This window comes from Pseudomonas kribbensis, assembly GCF_003352185.1.
In the GTDB taxonomy this organism is placed as follows: domain Bacteria; phylum Pseudomonadota; class Gammaproteobacteria; order Pseudomonadales; family Pseudomonadaceae; genus Aquipseudomonas; species Aquipseudomonas kribbensis.
The window spans coordinates 2,155,539-2,172,876 of sequence record NZ_CP029608.1; the positions used below are offsets into that span (position 1 = coordinate 2,155,539).

Annotated in this window: 7 protein-coding genes; 5 read left to right on the top strand and 2 right to left on the bottom strand. The window is 64.0% G+C overall.

What is annotated here, in order from left to right; all coding sequences use genetic code 11:
* Window positions 1-71 precede the first annotated feature (71 nt).
* Window positions 72-1,898 (bottom strand): glycoside hydrolase family 15 protein, encoded by a 1,827-nt coding sequence (locus DLD99_RS10035; RefSeq protein WP_114882066.1) that lies wholly within the window; start codon window positions 1,896-1,898, stop codon window positions 72-74.
* Window positions 1,891-2,691 (bottom strand): glucose 1-dehydrogenase, encoded by an 801-nt coding sequence (locus DLD99_RS10040; RefSeq protein ID WP_114882067.1) that lies wholly within the window; start codon window positions 2,689-2,691, stop codon window positions 1,891-1,893. Before DLD99_RS10040 ends, DLD99_RS10035 begins: the two co-directional genes overlap by 8 nt.
* A 208-nt stretch (window positions 2,692-2,899) precedes the next feature.
* On the opposite strand from DLD99_RS10040, the gene DLD99_RS10045 reads away from it, so the two are divergent.
* From DLD99_RS10045 to DLD99_RS10065, 5 genes are all read left to right on the top strand, one after another.
* Entirely contained in the window at window positions 2,900-4,072 is a 1,173-nt protein-coding gene (locus DLD99_RS10045) for an MFS transporter (RefSeq protein ID WP_114882068.1), read from the top strand.
* Window positions 4,073-4,144: 72 nt separating this feature from the next.
* Window positions 4,145-4,885, top strand: coding sequence for a thioesterase II family protein (locus DLD99_RS10050; protein WP_085711957.1), 741 nt, complete (start codon window positions 4,145-4,147; stop codon window positions 4,883-4,885).
* Between the two features lie 39 nt (window positions 4,886-4,924).
* On the top strand, window positions 4,925-5,908 hold the full coding sequence (locus DLD99_RS10055; RefSeq protein WP_114882069.1) for a TauD/TfdA family dioxygenase: 984 nt from the start codon (window positions 4,925-4,927) through the stop codon (window positions 5,906-5,908).
* A gap of 187 nt (window positions 5,909-6,095) precedes the next feature.
* Window positions 6,096-9,497, top strand: a complete 3,402-nt coding sequence (locus tag DLD99_RS10060; RefSeq protein ID WP_114882070.1) for a non-ribosomal peptide synthetase — start codon at window positions 6,096-6,098, stop codon at window positions 9,495-9,497.
* Window positions 9,494-17,329: a non-ribosomal peptide synthetase gene (locus tag DLD99_RS10065; RefSeq protein ID WP_114882071.1), complete on the top strand. Its 7,836-nt coding sequence runs from the start codon at window positions 9,494-9,496 to the stop codon at window positions 17,327-17,329. Before DLD99_RS10060 ends, DLD99_RS10065 begins: the two co-directional genes overlap by 4 nt.
* The last annotated feature ends 9 nt before the right edge of the window (window positions 17,330-17,338 follow it).

Sequence of the window (17,338 nt, forward strand, 5' to 3'; positions counted from 1 at the left end):
CGTAGGTTGGCATCCTACAAGCAGCGATTGGAGTTGAGATCTTTCTTACAGGCTCTGGCGAATAAGGATGACTACGGCTGCCAGTAATTCTTCTCCCCACTCAACTTGCGATCCAGAAAACTCGCCGCGCTGATCAGCGCCAGATGGGTCAATGCCTGGGGCGTGTTGCCCAGATGCCGGCCACGGTTGTCGAATTCCTCCGCGTACAACCCCAGCGGATTGGCGTAACGCAGCAATTGCTCGAACTCCAGATGGGCCTTTTCCACTTGCCCGGCGCGGGCCAGGCATTCCACGTACCAGAACGAGCACGCGGCGAAGGCGCCTTCGGTGCCGGACAAACCGTCGATCCCCGAATCGTCATTGCGATAGCGGTAAACCATGCCGTCGCGCACCAGATGTTTTTCGATGGCTTCCAGTGTCGCGAGCCAGCGCGGGTCCTTGGCACTGACGAAGCGCACCAGCGGCATCAGCAACATCGAACCGTCCAGCGCGGTGCCGCCCTGGTACTGCACGAAATGCCCTCGCTCCGGGTTCCAGAAGTTGTCCCAGATGTCGGCGTGGATTGCCTGGCGGGTCTGGTCCCAGCGGGCGAAGGGCGCCGGCAGCGAGCGTTTCGAGGCCAGGCGGATCGCGCGGTCCAGCGCCACCCAGCACATCAGCCGTGAATGCAGGAAGTGATGTTGCTCACCGCGCATTTCCCAGATGCCTACATCCTTGGTCTGCCAGGTCTCACAGACCTGATCGACCACTTCCATCACATGTTTCCAACCTTCGTGGGAAATCGCGTCGCCGTACTTGTTGACCAGATAAACGGCGTCCATCAGTTCGCCGAAGATATCCAGTTGAATCTGGTCGTAGGCGCCATTGCCGATGCGCACCGGTTTCGCGCCGCCGTGGCCTGACAAGTGCGTGAGTTCGGTTTCCGGCAGTTCCTGACGACCGTCGATGGCGTAGAGGATGTTCAGCTTCATCGGTTGGCCGCTGCAATCACTGACCCGCCCGCGCAACCAGCGCATGTAGCCGTTAGCTTCGTCGACAAAACCCAGGCGCATGAAGGCGTAAACGGTGAACGAGGCATCGCGGATCCAGGTGTAGCGATAGTCCCAGTTGCGTTCGCCACCGGGGGTTTCCGGCAGACCGAAGGTGGCGGCGGCGAGGATTGCGCCGTGCTGGCGCGAGGTCAGCAGCTTCAGGGCGAGGGCAGAACGGTTGACCATTTCCCGCCAGCGCCCGCGATAGTTGGACTGGCCGATCCAGTCGCGCCAGAACTTCAGCGTGCGCTCGATGCACAGCTTGGCGGCTCCTTCGGCAAAACGCGGATCGTCGCTGGCGCCGAGCATGAACGCTGCCGTTTCATCCTGCTTGAGGGTGAATTGCCCGACTGCCGCATCGTGATCGACGCTCAAGGCTTGATCCGAGGCCAGCCGCAATGTCGGCTGCCCGCTGGCGCTGAACAGCACATCCTTCTTGTCGATGGCGGCGCGAGTTTCAGCGCGGGCGTAGTCATGCCGGACGGCGCAGCGCAGATGAAACGTTGCCTGCCCGCTGACCACCCGAACCCGGCGGATCAAAACCGGTAACGCCTCATCGTTGTCGCCAATGGGCAGCAGATCGGTGATTTCCACCACGGCGTGATCGCTGAGCCAGCGGGTCTGCAGGACGTTGGTATCCGGCAGGTAGATCTGCTCGCGGCGGGCGTCGGGCAGGACCGGGGCCAACTGGAAAATCCCGGCGTCGGGCGTGTCCAGCAGCGAACAGAAGATCGACGGGCTGTCGAACTCCGGCCAGCAGAAGAAATCCACGCTGCCCTTGTCATTGACCAGCGCGGCACTGCGCATGTCGCCAATGATGCCGTGGGCGTCGATGGGGCTTTGTCGTTCGGAAGGATGCTCAGCCATTGCCACGGAACTCCGGATAGAGGCTCATGCCGCCGTCGATGAACAGGGTGGTGCCGACGATGTAGTCCGAGGCATCGGAGGCGAGGAACACCACCGCGTTGGCCACGTCCTCGACATCGCCGATGCGCCCGTAAGGGATGAGTTTGAGCAGGGCCTGGCCGGCGTCGCCTTCGGTGGCATCCTTATTGATCGCCGTGCGGATTGCTCCCGGCGCGATGCCGTTGATGCGGATACGCTGGTGGCTGACCTCCTGGGCCAGGGTCTGCATCAATTGATCGACGCCACCCTTGGACGCCGCGTAATTGACGTGCCCGGCCCACGGAATGCGCTGGTGCACCGAGCTCATATGGATGATTTTGCCGGCGGCCCGGGACACGCCCTCGCGCACGCCCTGGCGATTGAAGATCCGCAGCGCGGCGCGGGCGCAGAGGAACTGGCCGGTGAGGTTGACGCCGATCACCGTGTTCCAATCCGCCAGCGACATATCCACAGCCGCCGCGTCTTTTTGCAGGCCGGAATTGGCCACCAGAATGTCCAGCGTGCCGAAGGCGTCGAGGGTCTGCCGGAACAGTCGCTCCACGTCCTCTTCCTTCGAAACATCGGCACCGATGGCGATGGCCTGACCACCGTCGGCGACGATCTGCCGGGCCAGCGTTTCGGCGGGTTCGGCCTGACGGTTGTAGTTGATGACCACGGCGGCACCGGCCGCGGCCAGGGCTTTGGCGGCGCCGTGGCCGATGCCGGAACTGGCGCCGGTGACAAGAGCAACTTGGCGGGCGAGGGAAATCTGCATGCAGGGTCGCGCCTTGGGTTGAGGGCTTATTTAGCTGACTGATGGCTGGCGACGAGAGTTCATCCGCAGACATGAAAAGATCGACAGCTTCGTGCCACAGCGATTGGCCCTGCACACCACAGGGACTTCACATTCCACCAACAATTCCTCGCTTTCCCGCCCGTCAGGCTTTGTGGCAAGTTGGCCGCCCCTGATGAGGCAACAACCGATGGCAAACCCTTACCGCGAACTGTTCAACGCCCCCGGCGCCCGGGCCTTTGTGATGGCCGGGATGATCGCGCGCATGCCGATTTCCATGACCGGCATCGGTGTGATCACCATGCTTTCGCAGTTGACCGGCGGCTATGCGCTGGCCGGTGGCGTGGCGGCAACCTTCGCGTTGGCCACCGCATTCTGTGCGCCGCAGGTGTCGCGGCTGGTGGACCGTTACGGTCAGGGGCGGATCTTGCCGGTGTCGGCGCTGATCGGTGGTGGGGCGTTGCTGATGTTGTTGCTGTGCACCCGTTTGCAGGCGCCGAACTGGACGTTGTTCGTCTGCGCCGCGCTGGCCGGTTGCATGCCGAGCATGTCGGCGATGGTGCGGGCGCGCTGGACGGAAATCTATCGCGGCCAACCGCAATTGCAGACCGCTTATGCGCTGGAATCGGTGCTCGACGAAGTCTGCTTCATTGTCGGGCCACCGCTGTCGGTGGGGCTGTGCGTCGGCGTGTTTCCCGAGGCCGGGCCACTGGCAGCGCTGATAATGCTGGCCATCGGCGTGACGGCATTCGTTGCACAGCGCGGCACCGAGCCGCCGGTGCATCCTCATGAATCGCATCATCAGGGTTCGATCATTCGTTCCACCGACGTGCAATGGCTGCTGCTGTTGATGGTCGCCATGGGCATGATCGTCGGCGTGGTCGATGTGGTCAGCGTCGCGTTCGCCCAGCAGCAGGGGCAACCGGCGGCGGCGAGCATCGTGTTGTCGGTGTATGCCATCGGCTCCTGCCTGGCCGGCATCGCGTTCGGGGCGATGCGCTCGAAGCTGCCGTTGCCGCGTCTGTTTCTTTACGGCGGTCTGGCGACCGCAGTGACCACGCTGCCGCTGTTGCTGGCGACCAACATCTTCGGTTTGGCCTTGGCGGTGTTCATTGCCGGACTGTTCTTCTCGCCGACCCTGATCGTGGCGATGGCGTTGATCGAACGCATCGTGCCGCCGGCCAAACTCACCGAAGGCCTGACCTGGCTGGTGACCGGCCTGAGCATCGGCGTGGCCATCGGCGCTGCCGGTTCCGGTGCGCTGGTGGATGCGTTCGGCGCCCGCAGCGGATTCTGGCTGGCGATAGTGGCCGGGGCGGTGGTGCTGGCGTCGGCGGTGCAGAGTTTCCGTCACTTGAAGTGATCGACGCAGCGGACTAATTCCCGTCGTACCTCATCCGTTCTCTTTTACAGATAACCCATTGAGGTAAACGCGGTGACAAAGCTGACACTGCTGTGCCTGCCCTATTCGGGCGCCAGCGCCATGGTTTACAGCCGCTGGCGGCGCCAGTTGCCGTCGTGGATGCAACTGCAACCGGTGGAGTTGCCCGGGCGCGGCGCGCGCTACGACGAACCCCTGCAAATCGACATGCGGGCGCTGGCCCGGCAACTGGCCCGTGAGCTCAAACCCACATTGCAAACGCCGTACGCGTTGTTCGGGCATAGCCTGGGCGCGCTGCTGGCGTGCGAGCTGGCCCATGCCTTTCGCGATCTGGGCGCGCCCGAAGCGGTGGCGCTGTTTGCGTCCGGCACAGCGGCCCCGAGCATGCGCAGCGATTACGACCGTGGTTTTGCCGAGGCGCGCAGCGACGAGGAATTGATCGACCAGTTGCGCACCTTTCAGGGCACCAGCGAAGAAGTGCTGGCTAACCAGGAACTGATGAGCCTGACCCTGCCGGTGTTGCGTGCCGATTTCATGATGTGCGGCCGCTTCACACCGGTCGAACGGCCGCTGCTCAATTGCCCGGTGCATGTGCTGGGCGGCAAGGAAGACCGGGCGACCACCGAACAATTGATCGGTTGGAGCAAAGAGACCCTTGGCAGCTTCTCGGTGGACATGATGACCGGTGGGCACTTCTTCATTCATGAACATGAAGCCCGGGTCATCCGCACGCTCAAGAGTCACCTGGAAGTCCATCACCGGCGCCATGCGCTGTCGGCGGCACCGGCGTTGTGAGGCGCGGTTCACCTATCGAGTGTTTTGAGGAGGCCAGTCATGGCTGTTGCTGAGGGATTTTCCGTCCGTCCGTTGTTGCCGCAACGCGGTCGCCTGCCGCTGCTGGTGGAGGCGAGCGATGCCGATACGGATCTGCTGGCGGTGTTCGATGAACTGAAAGAGCTGGTGGATGAGCATTTGCTGCGCGATGGCGGCCTGCTGTTTCGCGGGTTCCGTCTGGACGGTGCAGAACGCTTTCGCGAATTCGCGGCGAGCTTCGGCCATCCGCTGTTGAACTACGAGTTTGGCTCCACGCCACGCACCAACGTGACCCAGGGTGTGTACACCTCCACCGAATACCCGGCGCACCAGAGTATTCCGCTGCACAACGAGCAGGCCTACTCCCGGGACTGGCCGATGAAGATCTGGTTCTACAGCATGATCGCGGCCAGATCCGGCGGCGAAACGCCGATTGCCGACAGTCGCGAAGTGTATCGGCGGATTCCGGTAGCGATCCGCGAACGTTTCGTCAGCAAGGGGCTGATGTACGTGCGCAATTTCGGCAACGGGCTGGATGTGGCCTGGGAGGATGTGTTCAACACCGATGACCAGGCTGAAGTCGAAGCCTATTGCCAGGCCCACGGCATCATTTGCGAGTGGAAGGACGACGGAGAACTGCGCACTCGCCAGACCTGTCAGGCCGTGGCGCAGCATCCGGTCACTGGGGACATGGTCTGGTTCAATCAGGCGCACCTGTTCCACATTTCCAACCTGCAGCCGGAGGTGCGCGAGAGTCTGCTGGACATCGTCGATGAAGAGGACTTGCCGCGTAACGTCTATTACGGCGATGGCTCGCCCATCGAGGATGAGGTCCTGAGCCAGATCCGCGCGGTACTCGATGAGTGCACCATCAGTTTTCCGTGGCAGGAGGGCGATGTGCTGATGCTCGACAACATGCTGTCGGCTCATGCCCGCTCGCCGTTCGAAGGCCCGCGCAAGGTCATCGTCGCCATGGCCGAGGGGCATTCGCAGGACGCGCTCTGAGCGGTCGCGCCGCTTGAGTGACAGGGTGCCGAAGCCGGTTCTGTGCCGGCTTCGGCATTTGTGTGTCGATCCCTCTGGTTGTCGCCCGGGGATTGCCCGGCCCCGCTAAATCGTTGCGTTTGTCATTCGTTCTTGTTGATACGACCGGGCCTCCTGGTCACGCCGCCGATCAGCAAGGACCCAATGCATGAATGCCGCAGACGCACAGAAACTAGCCCGCCGCTTTATCGAATTGCCTCAGGACAAACGCCGTTTGTTCCTCGCCGGCATGGCCCGTGAAGGGATCAATTTTGCGCAGCTGCCCATGACCGCCTGCATCGGGGTCGCCGAGCGCGACGGCCTGTCCTATGCCCAGCAGCGGATGTGGTTTCTCTGGCAGATGGACCCGCAAAGTGCCGCCTACAACCTGCCGATGGCCGTGCGCCTGAGCGGTGAGTTGCAGCCCGAGGCGCTGGAGCAGGCGTTCAGTCGGTTGGTGGCGCGGCATGAGTGCCTGCGCACGACGTTCGGGCAGGAAGGCGAACAGGCCTTCCAGAAAGTCGCCGAACCGCAGCCCGTCAAATTGACCCTCACTGACCTGAGCGTGTTGCCCGAGGATCAGCGCTGGCCGCTGGCCCGGCAGCACATGATGGCCGAGGCCACGCAAGCCTTCGATCTGGAGAACGGGCCGTTGCTGAGCCTGCGCCTGCTGCGGCTGGATGCGCAGGAACACGTGCTGTTGCTGACGCTGCACCACATCATCGCCGACGGCTGGTCGATGAACATTCTCATCGATGAATTCATGCGCACCTACGCAGCGCTGGTGGCGGGAACGGAGCCGCAATTGCCGCCGATCACCGTGCACTACCGCGACTACGCGCTGTGGCAACGCAGTTGGCTGGAGGCGGGTGAGGGCGAGCGTCAGCTCGACTACTGGCGTACGCAACTGGGTGACGAACACCCGGTGCTTGAACTGCCGACCGATCGTGCCTACCCGGCCCAGGCCAGTCATCGTGGCGCGCGTCTGGAAACGGTGATCGACGCCGACCTGCGGCAGGAGCTGAAAAACCTCGCACAACGTCAGGGCGTGACCCTGTTCGTGGTCTTGCTGGCGGCGTTCAAGACCTTGTTGCATCGCTACAGTGGCCAGACCGACATCCGGGTCGGCGGCCTGATTGCCAACCGTACCCGCAGTGAAACCGAAGGCCTGATCGGCTTCTTCGTCAATACGCAGATCCTGCGCAGCGTGGTCACCGCCAATACCCGCTTTGCCGATCTGTTGCAGAGCGTGCGCCAGGCCGCTGCCGGCGCGCAGTCCCATCAGGATCTGCCGTTCGATGCCTTGATCGAAGCCTTGCAACCGGCCCGCAGCCAGAGTCACAACCCGCTGTTCCAGGTGATGTTCAACCATCAGCCGCTGGTGACCGATTTGCAGCAGGCGCAGCTGACGGCCGGCTTGCAGGTCGGTTACCTGACCGAAGAACAACTGACCGGCAGCGGTCGTGAGCACGCGGCCACCAGCGACCTGATGCTCGATACCCGGGAAGAGGGCGAGCAACTGTTCGCCGCGTTCACCTACGCCACCGACATTTTCGACGCGTCCACCATTGCCGCGCTGGCCGGGCACTGGCGCAACGTGCTGGTCTCGGTCTGCCGCGATCCGCAGCAGTTGATCGGCGAGGTTTCGATGCTGGCCGCTGCCGAACGCGAAGGCCTGATTCAGGTCGCCGAAACCAGCCCTCCACAGGCCAGCATTCAGGCCCTGTTCGAAGCCCAGGTGGCGCGTACACCCGAGGCATTGGCGGTGGTTCTGGCGAACGAGGCGGCGCCTTCGATCAGCTATGCCGAACTGAACCGGCGCAGCAATCGTCTGGCCCACCAACTGCGTGCGCAGGGTGTCGGCCCGGACGTGCTGGTCGGCGTGGCGCTGGGGCGTTCGCTGGAACTGGCGGTCGCCTTGCTCGGCGTGCTCAAGGCCGGCGGCGCCTATGTGCCGCTGGATCCGCAAACCCCGCCCGAGCGCTTGCGCCACGTGCTCGACGACAGTGGCTTGAAACTGTTGTTGACCGACCGCCAGACACTGGCCGCTCTGCCAACCCTCGACGGCGTCGAGAGCCTGTGCCTGGACACGCTGCCGGACAGCGGCGCCAGTGACAATCTGCCGGTGACCGTCGCGCCGCAAAACCTGGCTTACGTGATCTACACCTCCGGTTCGACCGGGCGGCCCAAAGGCGTGGCGATCAGTCACGCCGCCCTGAGCGAGTTCATCGAGCGCGCCATCGACTACAGCGACCTGCGCGAAGGCGACCGGGTGCTGCAGTTCGCGACCAGCAGTTTCGACGGGTTTGTCGAGCAGTTCTTCCCGCCGCTGTGCCACGGTGCCGGCGTGGTGCTGCGCGACGCGCGTCTGTGGGACAGCGCGACGTTGCATCAAGCCATCCTCGAGCACGGCATCACCCTGGCCGACTTGCCAGCGGCGTACTGGTACTGGCTGGTGCAGGAATACGCGGCCAATCCGCCGGCGCATTTCGGTGCGCTGCGCCAGATTCACGTGGGTGGCGAGGCCATGGCGGTGGACGGTCTGCGTCTGTGGCAACAGGCCGGGCTGGGTCATGTGCGCCTGCTCAACACCTACGGGCCGACCGAGGCCACGGTCGTATCGACCATCCATGACTGCTCGACGCTCACCGCAGACGCTGTGTCGTGGCGTGGCATTCCGATTGGCCATGGCCTGGCTGGCCGTCGCCTGTACGTGCTGGACGATGATTTGAACCTGCTGCCGCAAGGCGCGGTGGGCGAGCTGTACATCGGCGGCCCGGGCCTGGCGCGGGGTTATCACCGCCAGCCGATGCTGAGCGCCGAACGTTTCATCGCCGATCCGTTTGCCCGTGGCGAACGCCTGTATCGCACCGGGGATCGTGCCCGTTTGCGCGCCGACGGTGCCGTGGAATACGTCGGTCGTGTCGACCATCAGGTGAAGATCCGCGGTTTCCGGATCGAGCTGGGCGAGATCGAGTCACGCCTGCAGCAATGCCCGGGTGTTCGCGAAGCGGTGGTGCTGGCCTTGCCGCTGAACGGCAGTCAGCAATTGGTGGCGTATCTGGTGGTCGATCAGGACGTGCTGGAGGGCGTGGCCGGGCAGTCGGCGTTCCGTCAGCAGATCAGGACGGCGCTGCAAGCCAGGCTGCCGGACTACATGGTGCCGGGTCATCTGCTGCTGTTGGCGCAATTGCCGCTGACCCCGAGCGGCAAGCTCGACCGCAAGGCGTTGCCGGCGCCGGACGTGGACCAATTGCAGGTCGACTACCGGGCCCCGCAATCGGACATCGAACAAGCCCTGGCGCAGATCTGGGCGGATGTCCTGCAAGTGCCCCGGGTCGGGCTGGACGATCACTTCTTCGAACTCGGCGGCCATTCGCTGCTGGCGGCCCAGGTGATCGGCCGCATCAAGAAACAACTGAACGTGGTGTTGCCGCTGCGCAACCTGTTCGAACAACCGTTGCTCGGCGATCTGGCTCAGGCGGTGGCACAGCTGGCCGAGGGTGCAACGGATAACGACTGGTCCGACATGGACCTGTTCATGAATGAATTGGAAGGAGAAGAAGTATGAGCGGCAACATGGCGGAGCGTATCGCTAAAAGGTTCGTCGGTTTGCCGCTTGAGCAGCGCCGGCAGTTTCTGGCCAGGTTGCGCGATGAAGGCAAGGACTTCAGCCTGTTGCCGCTGCCGGTCAGTCGTCACGATTGTGCGCAGATCCCGTTGTCGTTCGCCCAGCAGCGTCTGTTGTTTCTCTGGCAGCTCGAACCGCAGAGCACCGCGTACAACATGGCCGCCGGCCTGCGCCTGAAAGGGCGGCTGGATGAGTCGGCGCTGACCCGCTCGCTGGATCATCTGATGGCGCGTCATGAAGTGCTGCGCACGGTGTTTCGCACCGACGGTGACCAGCCGCATCAGGTGATTCTCGAATCCCAGGGTGTCGCGCTGGAACGCATCGATTTGACCGGTGTTGCCGCGCAGGAACGTGAGCAGGCCCTGGCCGAGCAAGTGCAGAAGGTGACCGCGCAGCCGTTCGATCTGCGTCATGGTCCGCTGTTGCGCGCCAGTCTGTTTTGCCTGGCCGACGATGAGTTCGTGCTGGTGGTGAGCATGCATCACATCGTCTCCGACGGCTGGTCGATGGACGTGATGGTCAAGGAATTCGTGCAGTGCTACCAGGCGTTCAGCCTGGAACGCGAGCCGCAATTGCCGGAACTGGCCTTGCAATACGCCGACTACGCCATCTGGCAGCGGCGCTGGCTGGAAGCGGGCGAGGGCGAGCGTCAGCTCGATTACTGGCGCCGGCAACTGGGCGAGGAACATCCGCTGCTGGAAGTCGCCCCGGACTTTGCCCGGCCGCTGACTCAAAGTTTTGAAGGCCGGACCCTGAGTTTCGATTTCGGCGCGGACCTGTCGCGTCAGCTCAACGGCTTCGCCCGTGCGCAAGGCATCAGCCTGTTCATGCTGGTGCTCGCCGGTTTCTCGCTGTTCCTGTCGCGTCAGGCTGGGGAGCGTGACATCCGCGTCGGCGTGCCCAATGCCAACCGCAGCCGCGCCGAAGTCGAAGGGCTGATCGGCTTCTTCGTCAACACCCAGGTGCTGCGCTGCGAGGTGGACGAGCGGGGCAGTTTCGAGGACCTGCTGGCGCGGGTGCGTGAGGCATCGTTTGGCGCCCAGGCCCATCAGGAACTGCCGTTCGAACAACTGGTGGACGAACTGATCGCCGAACGCACCCTGGGACATAACCCGTTGTTCCAGGCCAAGTTCAACCAGAACGTCGGCATGCAGAAGCAACGCTCGATGGCGCTGCCGGGCCTGAGCGTGGCGGAATACCCGCTGGACAAGGACGGCACCCACTTCGATCTGGCGCTGGACATCACCGACGACGGCACGCTGATCCATGGGCAGATGACCTACGCCAGCGACCTCTATCAGCACGCGACTGTCGAAGGCTTCGTCCCGGCGTTGCTCGGGTTGTTCGGCGCATTGCTGAAGGCGCCGCAAGCGCCGTTGCACACGGTGGCAACGGTTACGCCAAACGCTCTGGCGGCACCGTGCGAACCGGCACCGTCGGTGCTGCAGCACTGGGCGCGCGAAGTTGCGCGCCAGCCGCAGGCAATGGCCGCCCGTGACCTGAACGGCGGGCTGAGCTTTCAGGCACTGGATCAGGCTGCAAATCGTCTTGCGCATCATCTGCTGGCCCAAGGCGCAGTTGTCGGTCAACCGGTGGCGGTGTTGATGGAGCGTTCGCTGGACTGGCTGACCTGCGTGCTGGCGATCTTCAAGGCCGGAGCGGTGTACATGCCGCTGGACGTCAAGGCCCCGACGGCACGCTTGCAGCAGATGCTCGGCGCTGCCAAGGCTCGGGTAGTGGTGTGTGCCGAGGGGGATTCGCGGGTTTCGGAACTTACGGTCGCCGGTTGTCAGGGGCTGGCGTTCGATGCGACGCAATGGCAACAGCAGTCAGTGACGGCCCCGGTCTGCGAGTTGTCGGCGCAATCCCCGGCCTATGTGATTCACACCTCCGGCTCCACCGGCCAGCCCAAGGGGGTTCTGGTCAGCCACGGTGCGTTGGCCAGCTATGTGCGCGGGGTGCTCGAGCGTCTCGAACCGACGCCGGACACCAGCATGGCGCTGGTGTCCACCGTCGCGGCGGACCTGGGTTTCACCGTGCTGTTCGGCGCGTTGTGTTCCGGCCGCTTGCTGCATGTGTTGCCGGAAGAACTGGGCTTCGATCCGGACCGTTTCGCCGAGTACATGGCCAGCCATCGGGTGGGCATGCTGAAGATTGTTCCGGGGCATCTCGCTGCGTTGCTGCAGGCATCCCGCGCGGCAGATGTGCTGCCGGAGCAGGCGCTGATCGTCGGCGGCGAAGCCTGTTCGCCGGCGCTGGTGGAGCGTGTGCGGCAACTCAAGCCGGGCTGCCGGATCATCAACCACTACGGCCCGAGTGAAACCACCGTGGGCGTGCTGGCCCATGAAGTCGGCTCGCTGGAAACCGGTGTGCGCAGCGTGCCGGTCGGCACGGCGCTGGCCGGGGCCCATGTGTATGTGCTCGACGATGTGCTCAACAGCGTGGCCGATCAGGTTGCGGGTGAGCTGTACATCGGCGGTGACAGTGTCGCCCTCGGCTATCTCGGTCAACCGGGGCTGACGGCCGAACGTTTCGTGCCTGATCCGTTCGGGGCGGCCGGTGCGCGGGTGTATCGCAGCGGCGACCGGGTGCGCCGCAATCGCCGGCAGGCGGTGGAATTCATCGGTCGCGCCGACGATCAGGTCAAGGTGCGCGGCTATCGGGTGGAGCCGGCGGAAGTCGCCCGGGTGCTGCTGGGGCAGGACGGTGTCAGCGAAGCGGCGGTGCTTGCACTGGCGATGGATGACGACCCGACACGCCTGCAACTGGTGGCCTGGTGCGTGCCGGCGGCGGGTGCTGCGTTGAAGCCCGAAAACCTGCGCGAACAACTGCAAGCCTGTCTGCCGGATTACATGGTGCCGGCGCAGATTGTCGTGCTGGAGCAATTGCCGCTGACGGCCAACGGCAAACTGGACAAGCGCGCCTTGCCGGTGCCGGGTGTGGTGACGCAGCGTTATGTTGCGCCGGTAGGCGAGGTGGAGGAAAAGCTCGCGGCAATCTGGGCCGATGTGCTCAAGCTCGAGCGTGTGGGCAGCACCGACAACTTCTTCGAATTGGGCGGGGACTCGATCCTCAGCCTGCAAATCATTGCCCGGGCCAAGCGTCAGGGCATCAAGCTGAGCCCCAAGCAACTGTTCGAGAAACAGACCGTCGGCCAACTGGCGGCGGTGGCCAAGCTGGTCGAAGCCAAACCCGTGGCGGCAGCGCCGAAGAAAGTCGGCGGGCAACTGGCATTGCTGCCGATTCAGGCACGCTTCTTTGAAACCCCGATTGCCCGGCGCGAGCACTGGAACCAGTCGTTGATGCTGCAACCGCAGGTGCCGCTCGATGCCGGACATTTGCAAGCCGCCCTGGCGGCCGTGGTCGAGCAGCATGATGCGCTGACCTTGAATTTCCAGGCGTCGGGTGATGGGTGGCAGGCCACCTTCCAGACGCAACGCGACCCCGAACGGCTGTGGGTGCGCGAGCTGGACAACCTGGAGCAACTGACCGAGCTGGCGGATCTGGCGCAGCGCAGTCTGGATCTGCAGCAAGGGCGATTACTGCGTGCGGTGCTGGCGAATCTGCCGGGCGGTGAGCAACGCTTGTTGCTGGTGATCCATCACCTGGTGGTCGATGGCGTGTCCTGGCGCATCCTGCTGGAAGATCTGCAATCCGCTTACACCGCACTGGCCGCCGGCCAACCGCTGGTGTGGCCGGGCAAGAGCAGCTCGCTGCAGAGCTGGGCCGAGCATCTGCATCGTTACGGGCAGAGTGAAGCGCTGAACGCGGAGCGCGCGTACTGGCTGAAAACCCTGAGCGACGGCGACGCCGAGTTGCCACGGGACTTTGCGCAAGATGTGCAGACTCAGGAGCAGGCGCAACGCGTCAGTTCACGCCTGAGCCAGGCGCTGACTCACAAACTGCTCAAGGTGGCTCCGTCCGCCTATCGCACGCAGATCAATGATCTGTTGCTCACTGCGCTGGCAAGGGTGTTGTGCGACTGGAGCCGGCAGCCGTCGGTGCTGATCCAGCTGGAAGGGCATGGTCGCGAAGACCTGTTCGACGATCTCGATCTGAGCCGTACTGTGGGCTGGTTCAGCAGCCTGTTCCCGGTACGCCTGACGCCACAGACGACGCCGGGCGAATCGCTGTGCGCGATCAAGGAGCAACTGCGCGCCGTGCCGGGCAAAGGCATCGGCTACGGCGTGCTGCGTTACTTGAGTGACGCGACCGAGCTGCGTTCGCTGGCGCCGCCACGAGTGACGTTCAACTATCTGGGGCAGTTCGACGGCGATTTCAACGCCGCCGAGGGTGCGCTGTTCGTGCCGTCCGGTGACAGCACCGGGGCCAATCAGGACGCTGCGGCGCCATTGGGCAACTGGCTGAGCATTGACGGTCAGGTGTACGGCGGCGAGCTGGAACTGACCTGGACGTTCGGTGCAGACATGTACCGCGTCGAAACGATGCAGGCGCTGGCCGACGCTTACCGGATCGAGCTGGAGCGCTTGATCGAGCACTGCTGTGACAGCAGCCACGCTGGCGTCACGCCGTCGGATTTCAGTCTGGCTACCCTGACTCAGGCGCAACTCTCGGCACTGCCGATCCCGGCCCGGGAAATCAGCGACCTGTATCCGTTGTCGCCGATGCAGCAAGGCATTCTGTTCCACAGTCTCAACGATCCCGACAGCCCGGCGTACATCAACCAGTTGCGGGTCGACGTGCAGCATCTGCAGATCGAGCGTTTCCGTCAGGCCTGGCAGCAGACCCTCGACGCCCACGACATTCTGCGCACGGCGTTTGTCTGGCCGGGCGATGCCGCCGCGGCGGTGCAAGTGGTTCGCCAGAACGTGCAGATGCCATGGAGCGTGCAGGACTGGCGTGGCCGCAACGACCTCGACAGTGCACTGGAGCAACTGGCCGGTGACGATCTGGCCAACGGTTTCGAGCTGAGCGGTGCGCCGCTGTTGCGGGTTGCCCTGGTGCGTACGGACGAGTCGACGCATCACCTGATCTACACCTGTCATCACATCCTGATGGACGGCTGGAGTACTTCGCAGTTGTTCGGCGAGGTGTTGCAGCGGTATGCGGGTATGACCCCGGCCAGCGCTCAGGGGCGTTACCGCGATTACATCGAATGGTTGGGCCAGCGTGATCAGCCTGCCAGCCAGGCGTTCTGGAAACAGGCGCTGGCCGAGCTTGAAGAGCCGACGCGACTGGCCAGTGCCGTGCCTGCGCCGCTGACCGGCGCTGGCGGTTATGCCGACCACCAGCATGTGTTCAGCGAGCAACTGACGGCGGATCTGAACCGCTTCGCACGGGAGCAGAAAGTCACCTTCAACACCCTGGTGCAAGCGGCGTGGCTGGTGCTGTTGCAGCGTTATACCGGTCAGGATCACGTGGCCTTCGGTGCCACGGTCGCCGGTCGCCCGACCGATTTGCCCGGCGTCGAGCAGCAGATCGGCCTGTTCATCAATACCTTGCCGGTGGTGGCCGCGCCGTCCGCCGACTTGTCGGTGGAACAGTGGTTGCAGCACGTGCAGGGCCTCAACCTGGCGCTGCGTGAACACGAACACACGCCGCTGTATGACATTCAGCGCTGGGCCGGACTCGGCGCCGGGGCGTTGTTCGACAGCATTCTGGTGTTCGAGAACTATCCGATGGCCGAAGCCCTGCAACAGGGGCCGGATACCGGTCTGGTGTTCTCGGCGATCCGTCGACAGGAGCAGACCAACTACCCGTTGACGCTGGTGGCGGTCACCGGTCGTGAGTTGAGCCTGGGCGTCAGTTACGATCAGGCCTGTTTCTCGGCCTCGACCATTGTCGATCTGGGCCGACAGCTCGAACGCCTGCTGCGCCAGTTCCTCGACAACGCCACGCAAGCGCTGGGCGCGTTGCAATTGCTCGACGAGCCGCAGCGCGGGCAAGCGATTGCCTGGGGCAAGGCGGAAGTCACGGCGCTGGCGCCGCGCACGGTACTGGAATTTATCGAAGAACGTGTCGCGCAACGACCTGACGCACCGGCGGTGGTGTATGCCGAACAGCAGATCGACTATCGCGCGCTCGACCAGCGGGCCAATCGTCTGGCGTACAAGCTGCAGGCGCTGGGCGTGGGGGTGGAAGTGCGGGTCGGCGTGTGCATGCGCCGCACCCCGGACATGCTGGTGGCGCTGCTGGCGATCCTCAAGGCCGGTGGCGCCTATGTGCCGCTGGACCCGGACTACCCGCAGGAACGTTTGCTGCACATGCTCGACGACAGCCGTGCGGCGGTGCTGCTGACCGAGCCGGCGGCGCAGGCGATGCTGCCCGAGACATTGAGTGCCCGGGTGGTGCTGGTGGAGGCGGGCGAGCAGTGGCTGGCCGGTTATCCTTCCACCGCGCCGGTGGCCGGTATCACCGGGCAGAACCTGGCCTATGTCATCTACACCTCGGGTTCCACCGGCAAGCCGAAAGGCGTCGCCATCAGCCACGCCAACCTCTCGGCGTTGATCCAGTGGTCGCAAGGGGTCTACCGCGAGGAACAATTGCGCGGCGTGCTGGCGTCGACTTCTATCTGCTTCGACCTGTCGGTGTGGGAGATCTTTGTCACCCTGGCCAGCGGCGGCTGCATGGTGCTGGCGGACAACGCGCTGGCCCTGGCGGACTTGCCGGCCCGGGAACGGGTCACGCTGATCAACACCGTGCCGTCGGCGATTGCCGCGCTGCAACGGGCAGAGCAGATTCCGGCATCGGTCACGACCATCAACCTGGCCGGTGAACCGCTGAAGCAGAGCCTGGTGGACACCCTGTATGCGACCACGGCGGTCCGGCAGGTCTACGACCTGTACGGGCCATCGGAAGACACGACCTATTCGACGTTCACCCTGCGCACTGCGCAAGGTCAGGCCAATATCGGCCGGCCGCTGGCCAACACCGTGGCGTACCTGCTCGACACTCAGCTGAACGTATTGCCGGCCGGCGTAGCCGCCGAGCTGTACCTCGGCGGTGCCGGTGTGACCCGGGGCTATCTGATGCGACCGGGCCTGACCGCCGAACGCTTCGTGCCCAACCCGTATGCCGGCAACGGCGAGCGGCTTTACCGCACGGGGGATCTGGTGCGCGAGGGCGCGGATGGCAACATCGAGTACCTCGGACGTGCCGACCATCAGGTGAAGATCCGTGGCTTCCGTATCGAACTCAGCGAAGTCGAAGCGCGCTTGCTCGAGCAGGATGAAGTTCGCGAAGCGGTGGTGCTGGCCCAGGACGGCGCGGCGGGCAAGCTCCTGCACGGTTATGTCGTGGCGGCGCAAGCGGTGAGCGATCCGGCGGCGCAGATCGAGCGTCTGCGCGGGGCATTGGCCAGTTGTTTGCCGGCGCACATGGTGCCCGGGCATCTGCATGTGATCGAGGCGGTGCCGTTGACCCCGAACGGCAAGCTCGACCGCAAGGCGCTGATGGCCCTGAACACTAGCCCGGCGCAGCAGCAATACGAAGCGCCGCAGACGGACCTGCAACGGGAAGTGGCGACAGTCTGGCAGGAGGTGCTGGAAGTCGAACGCGTGGGCCTGGCGGACAACTTCTTCCAGCTTGGCGGCCATTCGTTGCTGGCGACGCTGGTGGTGACCCGGATCAAGGAGCGTCTGGGTGACAAGGTGCCGCTCAAGGAGCTGTTCGAAGCCGATACGCTGAAAGCGTTCTGCAACCGGATCGAGGCGCTGCGCGTCGAAATGTCGCCGGTTCAGGATGAATTGGCTAAATCCCTGGAGGCCCTCAAACGTCTATCCCTCGATGATCTGGAAAAACTGATTTCTTGAGAGGGAAAA